Source organism: Tsuneonella mangrovi, from assembly GCF_002269345.1.
Classification (GTDB): domain Bacteria; phylum Pseudomonadota; class Alphaproteobacteria; order Sphingomonadales; family Sphingomonadaceae; genus Tsuneonella; species Tsuneonella mangrovi.
Genome location: NZ_CP022889.1, coordinates 1,911,825 through 1,927,598, shown reverse-complemented (window position 1 = coordinate 1,927,598; position 15,774 = coordinate 1,911,825). Strand labels below are relative to the sequence as shown.

The window sequence follows — 15,774 nt, the reverse complement described above, 5'->3', positions numbered from 1 at the left end:
TCACCTTGAATTACTTACAAACAAATTATCTCTAAGGGATATGAAGTGGCTCATAATAGCGTATTGCATAACCTTCGATATGATAACAGAAAGATAATATATTTGGTATTATCTGGTATTTTCATATTTGCGCTTGCCTTACGTTTATATTTCTCCAGCCATTCGTTTTGGTTTGATGAATACGCGTCAGTTTTCTTCGGATCTTTGCCACTGAGCCAATTGTGGAGCGAATGGATGGTACGAGAAACCAATCCTCCGCTCTTCTATTCTATACTACATGGATGGATGGCCCTTGTCGGGCCTATGAGCGGAGCGACAATGCTCCGCTTCCCGTCAATTGTCGCAAGTGCCCTCGCTGCTCCAGCCTTGTTTTTCGGCATCAAACCAATCTACGGAAAGAAAGCCGCACTGGCTGCCGCACTAATGGTCGCAGTGTCCGCGCAGCAGATCGATTATGCGGTGCAAGTGCGCACCTACAGCTTCTTGTTTCTGGCACTGTCTGTATCGTTCGCTGGCTTGCTGAGAATTATCACTGCGAATGCGCCAGTCGAGCGAGAGCCGACATTTGCATGGATTGCCTATGGCGCTGGCGCCGCTACGGCCATTTATCTCCACACTACCGCTCTGTTTTGGCCCGCGATCGCGACGCTGAGCCTAATGCTGGTTGACAAACGATTCCGCCCAGCAAGCGGCAGACGTTTCGCTATCCTTATAGCAACCGATACCGCAATATTTGTCTGTGCGGCATGGTGGATCTATATAACGTACCTGCAGACAAAGACCCCAAACAGCCTCCTCGCATGGATGCATCGCCCCGGGATACTTGAGTATTTAAAATTACTTTTTAGCAGTACGCTTCTTGGTCGCCGGTCCACAGGAACTGCATTCATAGTTCTCTTATTGGCAATGATCGGCATTATTCGCACTCGCTCAAACGTCGCAACAAAATTCATTATGACCTGCTTGGCCGTCAGCGTCATCACGTATCTAGCAGTCAGCTTTAAGCAAAATATAATAATAGATAGAACTTTACTGTGGATGAGCTTGTTTCCAATTACGCTGTCGGCCGCTGCCATTGGCAGCATTAAAAAAAATCAAGCTTACGTTGTTTCAACAGTTGGCATCACGTTTTTGCTTCTAGTCAACCTCGCGAGGCATTCTGATTATCTATGGGAAGACTGGCGCAGCGCAATCACTACCATGGCCCATGACCCCAATGGCGTGCTTATCGTAACAAGTGGGCCGGAAGCTGTCGCGGCAAAGGAGGCGTGTTCGCTCGAATTGCGCCGAAGCTCATGCCCGTTTCCGATAATCGGCATTTCTTCGGCCACACCGCAATCGGCCAACTGGGGAACCGGGTATAACCCTCCGATCCCAAGCACACCGAACGGGAAATTGGCAATTTCCACGCGAGCGAACGTCTATTTGATCCAGCGCGGATCGACGCAACCACTGCCGATTCTGCAAGATGCCAATCTACTGACGGACGTTGACGATCACGATTCGCTTCTGCTGGGCCCGTTTCACCCGCCCACGATCGATGAAATAGTCGGAAAGACCCGGATTATCGATGGAACAGCAATAATTCCCCCGAACTCAGGAAGCCCGGGTTCATGAGCCCTCATAAGGCGACAATATCATGATCAAATTTATGCACTTAATTGCAGCGCCTTAGGCTGCGTGGACAAATCAATTCGCAGAGAGAATGTCCAGCAAGCGGCGTGCACTGGAATCCCAGGTGAAATGCGCTGCCTGTGCTTGCCCTTTATCGACAAGCTCTGCTGCAAGGGTCGTATCGGTCGCCAGGCGATCCATCGCAGCAGCCCAGGCAACATGATCACTAGGCCGGCAATACAGCGCCGCGTCGCCGCAGGCCTCAGGTATTGCACCGCCGTCGGAGGCGATCACTGCGACGCCGCAGCGCATTGCTTCCAAGGCAGGCAGGCCAAACCCCTCCGTCACCGAAGGGAACAACAGCGCCCGCGCTTGCCGATAAAGACCCTTCAGTTCGGCGTCGCTGATTCGCCCAAGTGATACGAAGTCATTCCGTGCGCGACCGTCCGAATGGCCGAAGATCGCCGGATTTTCCTCGCCTACGACGGCAATCGGCATTCCCGGGTTTGACCGCATGGCATTGGCACGGCTCAACATTGCCAGATTCTTGTGCGGCGCGGCACTGCCGACAACGAGAAAGTATCCGCCTGGATGGAGACCATGCTGGCGCACCGCGTCAGGGGTGGCGCAAACGGCATCCAGATGGTCAACCCCGTTGGGCACCACCGCAATCGATCGTCCGGCACCGATTCCGTTGGCTGCCAATCGTTCGCGTGAATAGGACGACACTGTCGCCAGCCAACGGACACGGCGCGCCAATAACGGCAGGATTGCCTGATAGCCAAGGCGAAAGGCGCGCGAATAGGATTTTGGCACGTCGAAAACCTGCGCATCGTGGATCATCACCAGTTGTCGACGACGCGCGACGGGACCGATGTTGCACAAGCTCAGCAAGACATGGTCCGGCGCAATCCGCGGTAGCACACCCTGCTCCCACGCATAACCGGATAGCCGTGAACGGAACACACGACTATCCTCGCCGAGCTCGAGCGCCGTGCGAACCTCATCGTCGCTACGATCACTGGCAGGCAGCGCTACATCGATCCGAAAAGCCGTGTTGCTGCGGTTCCGCGCCAAGGCTCGCACGAGCTCGGTTGCGACACGATCAACACCCGTCGGGTCGCGCGTCAGGAAACGACCGTTTACAAGGAGATCGGGGACAGCAGGCACGCCATTCGTCGCGACTAGAGGCTTTCGATCCGTTGCGGCGAAACCCGCCCGCGCAGGCAATCGGCAGCCGCCATCAAATTGCCCGCCAGCCGCCCGCGACGGTCGATCTCACGCTCGGGCAGGAAGCTCCTGACCGCGTTGGCAATGAAGTTGCGTCCCATCAGCGAAATCCCGTGCCAGCGCCCGATCGTGCCCTTACGCAGCAGATAGACGACATTGGCAACCTGCGAGTATCCAAGCTTTACGCCAGACTGGCGCCCACTGCGGACTCCTAAATGAATACCGGTCAGTCGCGCAGTGCACCACATCGCGCCGCGTCGGCCGAGCTGGGTCGTGAAATCAACGTCTTCCTGCCAACCGTAGAGAGGCAGCGTCTCGTCGAACGTCAAATTGCGGGCAGCAGACATGCGGATCACCATATTGCAGCCGTACAAACTAGTGCATTCGGCCTGCGCCACCGACGCTTGGTCCGCGTCCTCCACCAGTATATCCAGCGCTTGGCTGAAATCGAGCTCCCCGGTTCGTGCACCATCGGCAAGCAGTTCGCCTGTCAGGCCGACAACTTGGGGGTTGTCCGCGAAGATTTGCTCGACCTGTTCTAGGTAATTCCGATCGGCAACGAAATCGTCATCAAAGAACACCAGGGCGTCCGCCTCGTCGCGAATACGCGCAAGCGCCGCATTGCGCTGCTTGCACAACCCCTTGTCCGACAATGCGATTTGCACGTCGGGACACGCCTCATCCAGTCCGGCGACATCTTCAGCGCAACTACCGACAACTAGAATGCCGTCCGGCCGTCTGACCTGTCGATCGAGCCAGCCAATGGATTCGCGCAGTATCTCCGCTCGGCCAACAGTTGCAACTGCGACCCACACTCTCAAAATGCGTCTCCTTCGGCTGGTTCAATTGGTACGGGATGCGGGTCCATGCTCAGTTGGGTTCCGATCCGTTCTCGATCCGGTCGGCAATGCTACGGAGCAATTCGGGCAGCTCGGGGCGCATATCGAACATGTCATAGAGGTTGAGCGCGCCACCAAGCATTGCGAGGGCAATGGTGTGGCGCGGCAACCCTAGATCGATGAAGCGCGAATAGCCCTTCATCATCGTTTCGCTAACCGCGATGAAGTCGGTAAAATGAGGGCGGTCGCCTTCCATCAGTAACTCGTAGAGATTTTGAGCCTGCACCTCGGGACTCGGACGTTCTTCCACTGCATCTCTCTGCTTCCTCTTCTTTTCTTTCTTCTTTCCCATGGTCGCGTCCGAAGTCTCTATGTCTAATTGACAGGATGGAACTAAAATCAAATTCAAGGTCTGCGACCCGTCTTGGAATTGGCTAATCGGATAATCGATTACTGAGTTGGTGATAGGCGGCAACGCCTACAGGCAGGCACTGCGAGGCACTGGGCCGCTGGAAGCGGCTGCAGTCCCACAGGACCAACTTGGCGTTTGAATACACGTCATTTGCATAGAGAAACGCCGGCCGATCACGCCGGCCCGGCGGGACTAAGCTATTCTTTGCGGCTTGATCTGCGGACACGTATCCGAAAACCGAGCACCCGGGTATCGATCCGCAACGTCCGAGAGCCGATACTGCCCAGCGCCCAGCGGGCTGACCCGGATCAAATGCCTGGACGAACGATTTGGTGTTGCCGCCCCCTGCAGCCTGGATGATCCCGGATACGGTCACGCCCTGCAACGCGGGCATTTGTGCAATACTGGCATCGGCCACTTGTGCGGGTTCGATCTGGGCCAGACCCTTCACCTTTTGATCGGCCGCATTGTCGTAGATCTTCGTCATAAACTGTCGATCGTCGGCATCCCCACCAATGGGTTGTACGACGAGTCGTTCATGTGCTCGCGGATTGCGATAGAACAGATGCCGCCCGACACTTGTCAGCAACACAAGATTCGCCGCCCAGTATGGCGAAACATAGTCGGCATGAAAGTGCGTAGCCTGCGCTACTTCCTCGTCGACCGCGCCATCGAGCGCAGCCTGCGCCAAAAGGCGCGCAGCCTCCCAAGCCTTCTGAGATGGATGTCGGCGATCGAGCGAACCGTCGCAGGTAAAGGTGAACTGGCAACCGGTTTGCCGATCCGATCCCTGAAATATAACGCCGCAAGCGGTCTTCGGGTAAGCCGGACGACGCATCCGATTTATCACGACCTGGATTACCGATCGCTGGCTTTCTGCGTCGCTGCCTCCTTCGTACCATGCCGCGGCTGCCAGGCAGCTAACCGCGTATTCCCGCGCGCTTGCCGAACCCTGAAACATGTAAGGAACAGCTGCCACCAGCTTGCCCGGTGCAGCTGACGTACCCTTGGCGTACGGATCCCCCGCATCGCTGGTCGCCGTCAGCTCGACATCAGTTGGCTTCGGCACCGCAGGACCGGCAACTGTCCGGAAACGGGAATGAGTGGGCGGCGCGGCAACGAGACCATAACTCGCCCCAGTTCGGGTCGGAATGGCTTGCGCCAGCGACAAAGTGACAATCGCCATCGGGGTCAAAGCTATCGCCATCGGAACGAAGCCGCGCTTCACCGCCGTCCAGTATGGCTTCGCTGCCGTGCCATCCTCCAGTGGGATGCGATGGTCGTGCGGCCGCGTCACCGTTGTTCACCCCTCGTGCGTTTGCCAGTGACTTGCAGAATCGCTGTGAATGCACTTCGGTGCCAGTTGTCAAAGGGCGTATCGACTGACCAATCCGACGTAGTGGCAACCCTTTCGGATGGTTTGGGTCGATCGACTCCGTTCGCTACCCGAAAGTGCTAGTCCGTTTCCGCAATGGCCCGCCGCAAAACCGACAATAGATTGGCGGCAAGATGTTGGAGACGCGCAAAAACCCGCCGAGAAAGCTCCAGACGGACCAATTGCGGTTCAGCTTCGTCATCGCAAACTTCAACTATGGCCGCTTCCTGACGCGGGCAATCGACAGCGCACTTGGGCAGGATTGGGAGGATATCGAGGTCATCGTGGTCGACGACGGTTCGACCGACGATTCGAAATCGGTGATTGATGCTTATGGCGAACAGATCACTGCGATATTCCAGCCAAATTCGGGACAACGAATAGCCAATAATGCGGGATTTGCTCACTCAACCGGCGATGTTGTTGTATTTCTCGATGCCGATGATGTCGTCGATCCGCACTTTGCCCGCGCCGTGGCCCAAGAGTGGCAACACGGGCTGAGCAAAGTGCAGGTGCTGATGGAACGGGTCGATGCCGAAGAGAGGCCGCTCGGATCGTTGGTCCCGCCGATCAGTCACGCACCCGCCCCCGCGGCCATCCGGAAGTGGGCCGCCAAAACCAGCGAATATCCCACTCCGCCGGGCTCCGGGAATGCCTATTCACGGCAGTTTCTCGACCGATTGTTCCCGCTCGGGCCCGAGCACGATGGATCGACAGATTCCACCTGCCTCGCGCTCGCTCCGTTTCTCGGCGACGTTTTGACCATCGCACAGCCACTCGCGCTCTATCGTCAGCATGGCAGCAATGACAGCGACCTGTTCGCCGATCGCAAACGGTTCGGACGCGAAGTCGGGCGGGCGATGCTGCGTCAGCGCAGCGCTGAGAGAATCTGCGAGGAAGCAGGCGTTACGGGCCCCGAACCCGATTGCCTGCGCCTCGGGTGGCACCTGCTGCAATTGCGGATCGCATCGCTGCGGACGGACCCGCATTCTCACCCCTTTCCTGGCGATACCCGCCCTTCGATGCTTTACGATTGTGTGCGATCGATTTTAGCAGGCGGCTTCGAAAGTCCGCAGAAGCGCATTCTCGCTCTTCTATGGTCACTCGCGACGCTGTTCGCGCCTCACGATCTAGCGGCCGCTCTGATCCGTCGCCGTTTCAGCGTCTGACTTCTGGGAAGCGGCGCACCCTACCGGTAGCGGGCCAGTCTTCGGCTTGTAAATGCGAACGTAGTCGACTGCGAGCACCGACGGATTGGGCGTTCGATCTATCGGATAACCCGATCCCAGTGCCAGATTGACTAACGGAAACAGCGGTGTGTCCAGCTCTGGCGGAGTGACGTGTTGCCACACCGGTTTGCGATCGAAGTAATAGGTCACCGTCTTAGGGGAGACGTCTATCCCGATCGTATGGAAGCCTTGCGTGAAGGCCCCTGAATCGATCGGTATGCGCTGTAGTTGGCCCCGAGTCTCGGCCTCGTTAGGGGGCTTATAGTGGACGTGCCAGGCCGCCTGATAGGCTGACGGATCGTGCCCGTAATATTCCAATCCGTCGAATTCGACGCTGGGTCGCGGATCGCTGCGCGATTTTAGGCTGGAGAGCCAGAACGCAGGCCAGGTTCCGGGCCCAGGCGTCATTCGCATTCTTGCCTCAAAATACCCGTAGCGCAGGCCCGTGCCTGCCCCAGTTTCGTCTGCAGCAGCGATCAAGCCCGAGGTCCACTTGCCTGCTTGATTACGCCGCGCTGTAATCAACAGCTTGCCGTCGTGAATCGAAAACGGCGAGTTCGGTCCGGGGTCGGTGAACCGGGCAGCGCCGAAATCGCCAGCCCAAGGCGTATGCGCGGTCCAACGCTTATCTTCCAAACGCCATTTTCCGATGCTCAACGAATTGAATTCGTCCGACCACCACAAGTCGAAATGACACAAGGCAAGCGGTGGCCCGATGTTCGCACTTTGCGAAGCACAAGGTCCCGCTGAAAGCGCCAAACATAGCGAGATTGCGGAGAAAATCTTTGCGATCTCATTTACCCCAAGGCGGGAGTGTATGACGTGGCTTTAGGTTTATCATCAATCAACAATCACGACTGCATATTCCGAAAAAGTGATTTGATCCAGTAGGCCAAGATTCGGCTGAAGGTGATTGTCTTATCGGTCAAAATTCCGTTCGACTTCAATCTCACTCGGAGCATTGCTCTTCTTGTAAATCGCGGACGATGGAATCGGCCGCTGCCCTGTCCGGCGCAATCGGAGGGGCCTTGGGTGGTCGGGCAGCAATGATGCCGCTATGATACGGAGAAGCACCCATGACCGAGACAACCGCGATGCGGCGAGGGTGCCGGATGGCCCGTGAACTCAAGACTGATAAGGTTTCAGCTGCCAAAACCCGACAGTCCTCAACCCGCCCATTTATGGGCATAAAATGCTTTCAGGCTGCGAGCTGCTTCCGACTCAATTTGTCAAAGCCGAGGGGGATCGATCGCAGCCTGCGTACCCCTTTTTCCACACTTCCCGGCAATATTACATTCACGTAATCAGAGGCCGCTATCTATCTTGCGGAGGGGGCTATGCACGATTGGAATTTGGCAGCGCTGCACGCAATAAATGGCCTTGCTGGGCATTGGCTATTTCTCGATCTCGCCATGACCAAGTTTGCGATGCTAAATTCAGTAAGACTGCTTCCATTTGCAATCTGCATTGTGTGGCTGTGGTTCTTGAGCGCTCCAAAAGTAGAAACACGTAAACGCAGGGAAAAGTTATTCTCTACGTTAGTCGGAATGTTCTTGGCCATAATCGTGTCGCGCATCCTGCAAGACATGATGCCCCATATCCCCCGTCCAATCTATACGCCTGACTTAGATTTGATTAGACCGTTTGGAATGCAGGATGACGCGCTCCAGGACTGGAGTAGCTTTCCTAGCGATACAGCAGCCGTGGGTTTTTCCCTGGCCTATGGTCTCTGGTTGACCTCTCGCTGGTTCGGGGCAATCGCATTGCTTTGGGCGATCTTCATTCTTTGCCTTCCGCGCATCTACGTTGGTCTTCACTATCCAAGCGATACAATCGCAGGAGCATTAATCGGCATAAGTATGACAGCCTTGGCCACCCGCACCGTACCCAAAATTTTGCCCGAAGATCCCGTTCTGACTTCAAAACCATGGGGCAAGTCAGCATTCTATTCGGCGACGTTTGCAGTCTTGTTTTGGACCACGACCATGTTTGACGACATCAGGGTGACACTCAGGGCGGTGCACAGGTATCTGACGGGCGAAACGAAGGAATGGACGGAAGCAGCACTTGCCAAGCCTAGACACCCAGACCTGCAAAGATCGCGCTAATCAATCTGTCCCGACCCGCTAGTAATTTATGCTGGGACGCTCCGCCCCGTCAACGATTTGCATTTCGAGCGGGATAGCCAGGGGCTATTTTGTATACGCGCTTCCAAAGGAGAAGCACGACATTGCGGAACGCGTCGGGAACGTCCGCTTTCCACCCCAATCGCGACCTAGTTGAATGGCGCAACGTCTATCCTTTGCAGACTGTCTGCTAACGACCCGATGATCGACGTTCAGCGTCTTAGAATTGAATGTCCGCATTGCGCCGATTTTTCGGACCTTCGTGCTTATTCTGCCGAGGTCTGAGGCCAGGCCGGTAGCTATCCTCCATTGCTTACCCGTCTCGATGACCGAAATGGAGTTGGAATTACGAATACATGCGGGCCGAAGGTAGGCTATCTCCGATCCAGGAACATTGGTGCTGCGCTTTCTCTCAACTTCCATTTTTCGGAAAGTCGACGCCTTACAGGCGCATCAAAGAAACGCGCAACAACATAAGCAATTAAAATCAGGCATGGAAATATTATAATGGGACGCATTAGAAATGGAATTCCAACCTTTTCCAGCGGAAACATAATAAACGTTAGCAAAGGGAAATGTATAGCATATATCGGATATGATATATCTCCAAGGAAAGATGCTAAATTGCGGAATTTAGTAGGCACTTCTACATAATAACAGGCTGCAATAATAGCTGGGCTGACAATTATTGCTTCAAATATCCATACTATCGTGGCCCACTCGTCGTGAGGCTTGAAGGTCAGCATGATGATAAGGGCAAGCATTGGAAGCGCCGCCCAATAGCTGCTTCGCCTGGCACGCTTGTCCATCAATCGTCGCATCAGGCAACCAAGAGTGAAGCTAAATCCCACCCGCCCGAGACCGCCTGTGAATGTTGCCCAATCCCAACCGATTTTCATTGTTGAATGGCTAAGCGCAACACTGGTGGTCACGATTGCAAAGAGCGTAATAGTTAGAATAAGATCTAACTTTGATGCCCTATAGGCCCAAAAGGCAAAAACAATATTTGCAATAATTTCGAAAAATAGAGACCACGTTACAACGTTTAGCGGAAATAATGTTGAGACATTTAACGGTACTAGTACTCCAACGCTTGGTGGAGAAGGGAGTAGAAGAAAATTAAATGGAGCCGACTCAACAATTGAATATAATGAATAATCGCCATTCTTATGAAGGGCGGAAATGCATATTGCCTTGAATAGACCGAGAAAGAGACCAGCGAAGATTAGCGGATAAAGGCGGATGGCGCGCATCAGCAGGAACCGGCCGCCAGACAATCCAGCGCTGAGACGTTTTTCGTATGCCTGTGCGATTACGAAGCCGCTGAGCAGAAAGAATACATCAACAGCTAGAAACCCGGATGGCGCAATCTGATAACCAAAGTTTCCGAGATGATAGGCAACTACGAGCAGTGCAGCGATCCCACGAGTAGCATCGAAGAGATAATTCCGGTCTGTCATTGCTCAACTTTAAATGGATCGATTCTCTCAATTTTCATATTTAGAGATGAAGCGCTCCATAAGACGCAAAAAGTGCTTACTCCGTTATTGAAGGAAAGTTGGTCTCGCACACCAGTTCGCATGGTCGTCGCGGGCGGTCTCACTTCTTTTGTCAGTTGGTGAACGATAGCGGACCGTCAGCTTTCTACCCCACACCGGACATTGGAAGGAGCTCGTGGGTGTTCATAAGCTGACGAGACGCACCATACCGAAAGCCTCTTCACAAAAAGGTCGGAAGCCGACTGCCTGGTCTCAATAGCTCTGAATGGAAAAGCGGACGTCGAACTGCGGCATTTCTGGCGGCAGCTCGACGCATCAGCCGGCTTTAGGGGGTACTCAGGACTGTGTGGTGCGGTCGAGAAGACTCGAACTTCCACGGGCTTTCGCCCACAACGACCTCAACGTTGCGCGTCTACCAATTCCGCCACGACCGCACATCATGAGAAACGGGGCCGCAAGCGGGCCCCCGGTAGGCGGGCGCCTCTAGCAACAGGCCCCGATGTGCGCAAGCGGCCAAATGCGCCGCAGCCAAACTAGCCCATGAACGGGGCGGCGACCTCGGGCTGGATGCGCACCAGCCGCCCGCTCTCGCGGTCGATCATTGCCCAGGTGCTGCGCGCAGCGACGATCCGCTTGCCGCTTGCATCGTGGAACTCGACGCAGCGGTCGAACTGCGCGCCGCGCGGGGCTTCGGGGATGAAGGTTTCGGCGGTCACGCTTTCTCCTACGGAGACGTTTCCGCGGTAATCGATCTCGTGCCGGGTCACGACCCAGATATAGCGTGCGATGTGGCCTGGATCGGCCACTGCGTTCCAGTGCTCGGTCGCGATATCCTGCACCCATTGCAGCCACACCGCGTTGTTGACGTGGCCCAGCTCGTCGATGTGCTCGGGCAGTGCGGTAAAGATCTTGGAGTGTTTCTTGCTCAACCCTCAACCCCCAACTGCCACAGAATGAAAGCGAACTCTTCGGCGGTTTCGTGCAAGCTCTCGAACCGGCCAGACTTGCCGCCGTGCCCCGCGCCCATGTTGGTCTTGAAGATCAGCAGGTTTTCGTCGGTCTTGAGTTCGCGCAGGCGGGCGACCCACTTGGCGGGTTCCCAATAGGTCACACGTGGATCGTTGAGCCCGGCAGTCACCATGATCGGCGGATAGGCCTGCGCGCGCACATTTTCGTAGGGGCTGTAGCTGGCAATCAGCTCGAACGCCGCGCGGTCCTCGATCGGGTTGCCCCATTCGGGCCATTCACCCGGCGTGAGCGGCAGTGACGCGTCGAGCATCGTGTTGAGCACGTCGACGAACGGCACGTGCGCCACCACTGCGCCCCACAGTTCGGGGTCGGAATTGACCACCGCCCCCATCAGCTCGCCGCCCGCCGAACCGCCGGAAATGCTGATCCGCCCGGCCTCGGTGTAGCCGCGCTCGACCAGCCCTTTCGCCACGTCGACGAAATCGGTGAAGGTGTTGGTGCGCTGTTCAAGCTTGCCGCCCTTGTACCACGCACGGCCGAGGTCATCCCCGCCGCGGATGTGCGCAATGGCATAGGCGAACCCGCGATCGACGAGGCTGAAGCGGGTCGTCGAAAAGCCCGGCGGGATCGCGATGCCATAGGCACCGTAACCGTAGAGATGCAGCGGGCCAGGGGACGCGCGATCCTTGCGATAGACGATCGACACCGGGATCGGCGTGCCGTCGCGCGCGGGGATCTCCAGCCGCTCGGTGGCGTAGAGTTCGGCGTCGTAGCCCGAGGGGATTTCCTGCACCTTGAGCACTTCCAGCCGCCGCTCGGCGACATGGTAATCGTAAACGGTCGAAGGGCTGACCATCGACTGGTAGCCAACCCGCAAGCGATCCATCGCCCATTCGGGATTGTCGCCTAGCCCGGCGGAATAGCTCGCTTCGGGAAACGCGATCGGCTCGACGCGGCCCGGATCGTCGTAATAGCGCACAGCGATCGTATCGAGCCCGCCCTCGCGCCCCTCGACGACGTAGAAATCGCGGAATAGGTCGAACCCGGTGAGGTAGAACGCATCCGATCCCTCGATCAGAGTGGTCCAATCGCCGGGGCGGTCGAGCGGCGCGGTCGCGAGGCGGAAATTCTCGTGGGTGTCGTTGGCGAGCACGTAAAGCACGCCGCTCCGTTCATCGACTTCGTATTCGACGCCCTTCTGGCGCGCTTTGACGAGGATCGGTTCGGCGAGCGGGTCGGAGGCAGGAACCAGCCGCACTTCGCTGGTCTCGTGATCGCTGGTCGAGATTATCAGCCATTTCTCGTTGGCTGAAAGCCCTGCGCCGACACGGAATCCATCGTCATCCTCGTGGTAGAGTTCGACATCGTCGCTCAGTGGCTGTCCGAGCCAGTGCAACCGGGCGTTGTCGGTACGCCACTGCTCGTTGGCGAGCGAATAGACGAGGCCCTTGTCGCCCGCGACCCACACCAGCGAGGAAAGCGTACCGGGGATCTCGTCCGCCAGCAGCTTGCCGGTCGCGAGGTCCTTGATCCGCGCGGTGAATCGCTCTGACCCGTTGTCGTCGATCGAATAGGCGAGCTTTTTGCCATCGCTGGAGACCGAGATCGCACCGAGCCGGAAATAGTCCTTTCCCTCTGCCAGCGCGACTTCGTCGAGGATCAGCTGGTCGGTTCCGCCTGCAACCGGCCTGCGCCACCATTTCTTGTATTCGGCGCCTTCCTCGAACTCGATCCAGTAGAGGTAGTCGCCATCCTTCTGCGGCACCGACTTGTCGGCTTCCTTGATGCGCGCGCGCATTTCCTTGAACAGCGCATCGATCCGGCCTTGCTGCACGGCCATCTGCGCTGCGAACCACGCGTTCTCCGCTGCCAGGTGCTCAAGCACCTCCTTGTCCTTCACATCGGGGTAACCGGGATCACGCAACCAGGCGTAATCGTCGGTGACGGTTATCCCGTGGTGCGTAACGCTGGACGGTTTCCTGGCGGCGACCGGAGGGGCGGCGGTTTCGCTATCGACGGTGGCATGATCCATCCCTTGCCACTATGTGGGATGCGAAAGGACCGCAACCATGCTGATGCAGACCCACGAAGCCCGCCTAGCCGCCCTGCGTACCGAACTGGAAAAGCGCGGGCTCGACGGATTCGTCGTGCCGATCTCTGACGAGCACATGAGCGAATACATCGGCGGCTATGCCCAGCGGCTGGCGTGGCTGACCGGTTTCGGCGGTTCGGCCGGCACCGTGGTCGTGCTGAAGGACAAGGCAGCGATCTTCGTCGACGGGCGCTACACCGTGCAGGTCCGCGAACAGGTTGACGGCAAGCTGTTCGAATACCAGTCGGTCCCGGCGACCAGCCCGGCAAAGTGGCTCAGCGAAAACGCGCCCGAAGGAGCCAGGATCGGCTACGACGCGTGGCTCCATTCGAAGGGCTGGGTCGACGCTACATCGGACGCGCTGAGGAGGCATCGTGGCGAGCTGGTCGCAGTCGACGGCAACCCGATCGACGCAGTGTGGGCCGATCGCCCTGAACCTTCTCTCGCCCCTGCAATCGTCCACGACGATGCGCTCTCGGGTCGTTCGAGCGCCGACAAGCGCGCCGAAGTCGCCGACTGGCTCAAAGCCGAAGGCTACGATGCGGCGGTGATCAGCGCGCTCGATTCGGTTGCGTGGCTGCTCAACATCCGCGGCAGCGATGTCGAACGGACCCCGGTGGCGCTATCCTACGTCATCGCCCACGCCGACGGCACCGCAGACCTGTTTATTGCCCAAGAGAAGGTAACACCCGAACTCACCCAGCATCTCGGTAACGCAGTTACCATCCGTCCGCGCAGCGCGTTCGAAGGCGCACTCGGCGAGATGAATGGGCAGACTGTTGCGGTCGATCCTAGCTATGGCGTCGCAGCGATCTACCAAGCGCTTGAAGCCGGGGGTGCGAAGGCGGTCGCAACGCGCGATCCGACGATCCTGCCGCGTGCGGTCAAGAACCCGGTCGAGCAGCAGGGCCAGCGCGACGCGCAGGCGCGCGATGGCGCAGCGATCGCCAAGTTCCTCCACTGGCTCAGCGTCGAAGGCCCCAAGGGCCAGCTCGACGAGCTTTCCGTTGCGGCGCAGCTCCGCAAGTTCCGTGACGAGAGCGATATCCTGCGCGACCTGTCGTTCGACACGATCAGCGCCGCCGGCCCTCATGCGGCGCTGCCGCACTACCGGGTCGATGAGGACAGCAACCTGCCGATCGCACCGGGCAGCATCTTCCTGTGCGATTCAGGCGGGCAGTACATCGACGGGACCACCGACATCACCCGCACGGTGTGGATCGGCCCGGGTGAGCCATCGGCCGAGGAAAAGGACCGCTTCACCCGCGTCCTCAAGGGCCACATCGCAATCGACAGGGCGGTATTCCCCGAAGGCACTCCGGGCGGCGCGCTCGACAGCTTCGCCCGCCAGTTCCTGTGGGCCGGCGGGGTCGATTATGCCCACGGCACCGGGCACGGTGTCGGCAGCTTCCTGATGGTCCACGAAGGCCCGCAGCGGATCGCCAAAGTAGGCGGTGCACAGGCGGGCAGCGACCAGCCGCTGATGGCGGGCATGATCCTGTCGAACGAGCCGGGATACTACAAGGAAGGCGCCTACGGCATCCGCATCGAAAACCTCGTGCTGGTGGTCGAAAAGGACATCGCGAACGCGGAAGGCACGTTCTTCGGGTTCGAAACGCTGACGTTCGCCCCGATCGACCGGACGCTGGTCGATACCTCTCTGCTGACCTCAGACGAGATCGAGTGGTGGAACGCCTATCACGCAAAGGTCCGTGCTATCCTTGCGCCGCAACTGTCGGGCGATGTGCTGGCTTGGCTGGAGCATGCCTGCCAGCCCTTGTAGACACAGCTATGTTCCTATAATGTTCTCTCATCGATTCGCATGGGAGAACAGCGATGATCGGCTACGTTACACTCGGCACCAACGATCTTGAGGGCAATGCCCCGTTCTACGACGCGCTGGCGAAGGAGATGGGCGTCGGGCGGATGATGGACTTCGACACCTTTATCGCTTGGGGCGAATGGGGCGGCGGCGCGGGGGTTGCGCTAACCAAGCCGTATGACGGCAACACCGCGACAGTCGGCAACGGCACGATGGTCGCGCTCGAAGCGAAGGATCCCGACCAGGTCAAGCGGCTCTACGATATCGCGATGGCTAACGGCGGCAGCGACGAAGGTGCGCCGGGGCCGCGCGGAGAGCCGGACGAGAACGGCAATACCTTCTACGCCACCTATTTCCGCGATCGCGACGGCAACAAGCTCAACGCCTTCTGCATGGTGCAGGGCTGACCCCGATCGGCCCGCCCGATAGGCTTGCGCTCCGCTGAACGGGCGGCCCCTGGTGATACAATCTGCGACACTTTTGCGGAATCGCGGGATACGCGTGCGACATCTGCGCCCTAGAACGGCAGTCACGAGCTGCGGTGGTACCCGAGACGGTTCCTCCCCC

At 57.8% G+C, this 15,774-nt stretch carries 13 protein-coding genes and 1 tRNA gene; 5 read left to right on the top strand and 9 right to left on the bottom strand.

What is annotated here, in order from left to right; genetic code table 11:
• Positions 1 to 45 precede the first annotated feature (45 nt).
• The gene (locus CJO11_RS09440; RefSeq protein ID WP_150125010.1) at positions 46 to 1,617 is read left to right on the top strand and encodes a glycosyltransferase family 39 protein; all 1,572 of its coding nucleotides are present in this window, start codon (positions 46 to 48) and stop codon (positions 1,615 to 1,617) included.
• Positions 1,618 to 1,689: 72 nt separating this feature from the next.
• Here CJO11_RS09440 and CJO11_RS09435 read toward each other — a convergent pair whose 3' ends face one another.
• The 4 genes from CJO11_RS09435 to CJO11_RS09420 all read right to left on the bottom strand — a co-directional run bounded on the left by CJO11_RS09435 (position 1,690) and on the right by CJO11_RS09420 (position 5,392).
• Positions 1,690 to 2,691 carry a glycosyltransferase family 4 protein gene (locus CJO11_RS09435; protein WP_169829170.1) on the bottom strand — a complete coding sequence of 334 codons (1,002 nt, stop codon included), beginning with the start codon at positions 2,689 to 2,691 and terminating at the stop codon, positions 1,690 to 1,692.
• 107 nt (positions 2,692 to 2,798) lie between these two features.
• Positions 2,799 to 3,659: a glycosyltransferase family 2 protein gene (locus CJO11_RS09430; RefSeq protein ID WP_240504412.1), complete on the bottom strand. Its 861-nt coding sequence runs from the start codon at positions 3,657 to 3,659 to the stop codon at positions 2,799 to 2,801.
• A gap of 55 nt (positions 3,660 to 3,714) precedes the next feature.
• On the bottom strand, positions 3,715 to 4,035 hold the full coding sequence (locus CJO11_RS09425; protein ID WP_150125009.1) for a hypothetical protein: 321 nt from the start codon (positions 4,033 to 4,035) through the stop codon (positions 3,715 to 3,717).
• Between the two features lie 82 nt (positions 4,036 to 4,117).
• On the bottom strand, positions 4,118 to 5,392 hold the full coding sequence (locus tag CJO11_RS09420; protein ID WP_095012484.1) for a cell wall hydrolase: 1,275 nt from the start codon (positions 5,390 to 5,392) through the stop codon (positions 4,118 to 4,120).
• A gap of 212 nt (positions 5,393 to 5,604) precedes the next feature.
• Here CJO11_RS09420 and CJO11_RS09415 point away from each other — a divergent pair, with 212 nt between their 5' ends.
• Positions 5,605 to 6,639 (top strand): glycosyltransferase family 2 protein, encoded by a 1,035-nt coding sequence (locus CJO11_RS09415; RefSeq protein WP_095012483.1) that lies wholly within the window; start codon positions 5,605 to 5,607, stop codon positions 6,637 to 6,639.
• On the opposite strand, the gene CJO11_RS09410 is transcribed toward CJO11_RS09415, so the two are convergent.
• Positions 6,601 to 7,356, bottom strand: coding sequence for a glycoside hydrolase family 16 protein (locus CJO11_RS09410; RefSeq protein ID WP_205651055.1), 756 nt, complete (start codon positions 7,354 to 7,356; stop codon positions 6,601 to 6,603). The genes CJO11_RS09415 and CJO11_RS09410 overlap by 39 nt on opposite strands.
• Before the next feature lie 680 nt (positions 7,357 to 8,036).
• Here CJO11_RS09410 and CJO11_RS09405 point away from each other — a divergent pair.
• Complete coding sequence (locus tag CJO11_RS09405) at positions 8,037 to 8,807, top strand: phosphatase PAP2 family protein (protein ID WP_095012481.1); 771 nt, start codon at positions 8,037 to 8,039, stop codon at positions 8,805 to 8,807.
• Between the two features lie 392 nt (positions 8,808 to 9,199).
• Here the strand turns inward: CJO11_RS09405 and CJO11_RS09400 are convergent, their stop codons facing one another.
• From CJO11_RS09400 to CJO11_RS09385, 4 genes are all read right to left on the bottom strand, one after another.
• Positions 9,200 to 10,285 carry an acyltransferase family protein gene (locus tag CJO11_RS09400; protein WP_095012480.1) on the bottom strand — a complete coding sequence of 362 codons (1,086 nt, stop codon included), beginning with the start codon at positions 10,283 to 10,285 and terminating at the stop codon, positions 9,200 to 9,202.
• A gap of 386 nt (positions 10,286 to 10,671) precedes the next feature.
• Positions 10,672 to 10,758, bottom strand: a tRNA-Leu gene (locus CJO11_RS09395).
• 99 nt (positions 10,759 to 10,857) lie between these two features.
• The gene (locus CJO11_RS09390) at positions 10,858 to 11,253 is read right to left on the bottom strand and encodes an acyl-CoA thioesterase (protein ID WP_095012479.1); all 396 of its coding nucleotides are present in this window, start codon (positions 11,251 to 11,253) and stop codon (positions 10,858 to 10,860) included.
• Positions 11,250 to 13,325 (bottom strand): S9 family peptidase, encoded by a 2,076-nt coding sequence (locus CJO11_RS09385; RefSeq protein ID WP_095012478.1) that lies wholly within the window; start codon positions 13,323 to 13,325, stop codon positions 11,250 to 11,252. Before CJO11_RS09385 ends, CJO11_RS09390 begins: the two co-directional genes overlap by 4 nt.
• A gap of 37 nt (positions 13,326 to 13,362) precedes the next feature.
• Between CJO11_RS09385 and CJO11_RS09380 the strand changes: the two genes are divergently transcribed.
• Together CJO11_RS09380 and CJO11_RS09375 are read left to right on the top strand one after the other, a co-directional pair.
• Entirely contained in the window at positions 13,363 to 15,168 is a 1,806-nt protein-coding gene (locus CJO11_RS09380) for an aminopeptidase P family protein (RefSeq protein ID WP_095012477.1), read from the top strand.
• A gap of 53 nt (positions 15,169 to 15,221) precedes the next feature.
• The gene (locus tag CJO11_RS09375; RefSeq protein WP_095012476.1) at positions 15,222 to 15,614 is read left to right on the top strand and encodes a VOC family protein; all 393 of its coding nucleotides are present in this window, start codon (positions 15,222 to 15,224) and stop codon (positions 15,612 to 15,614) included.
• Positions 15,615 to 15,774 lie beyond the last annotated feature (160 nt).

Bases quoted from the DNA above. Each gene is read 5' to 3' on its own strand.
- CJO11_RS09425 (WP_150125009.1), bottom strand. From the start codon at position 4,035: ATGGGAAAGAAGAAAGAAAAGAAGAGGAAGCAGAGAGATGCAGTGGAA.
- CJO11_RS09415 (WP_095012483.1), top strand. From the start codon at position 5,605: ATGTTGGAGACGCGCAAAAACCCGCCGAGAAAGCTCCAGACGGACCAA.
- CJO11_RS09405 (WP_095012481.1), top strand. From the start codon at position 8,037: ATGCACGATTGGAATTTGGCAGCGCTGCACGCAATAAATGGCCTTGCT.
- CJO11_RS09400 (WP_095012480.1), bottom strand. From the start codon at position 10,285: ATGACAGACCGGAATTATCTCTTCGATGCTACTCGTGGGATCGCTGCA.
- CJO11_RS09385 (WP_095012478.1), bottom strand. From the start codon at position 13,325: ATGGATCATGCCACCGTCGATAGCGAAACCGCCGCCCCTCCGGTCGCC.
- CJO11_RS09380 (WP_095012477.1), top strand. From the start codon at position 13,363: ATGCTGATGCAGACCCACGAAGCCCGCCTAGCCGCCCTGCGTACCGAA.
- CJO11_RS09375 (WP_095012476.1), top strand. From the start codon at position 15,222: ATGATCGGCTACGTTACACTCGGCACCAACGATCTTGAGGGCAATGCC.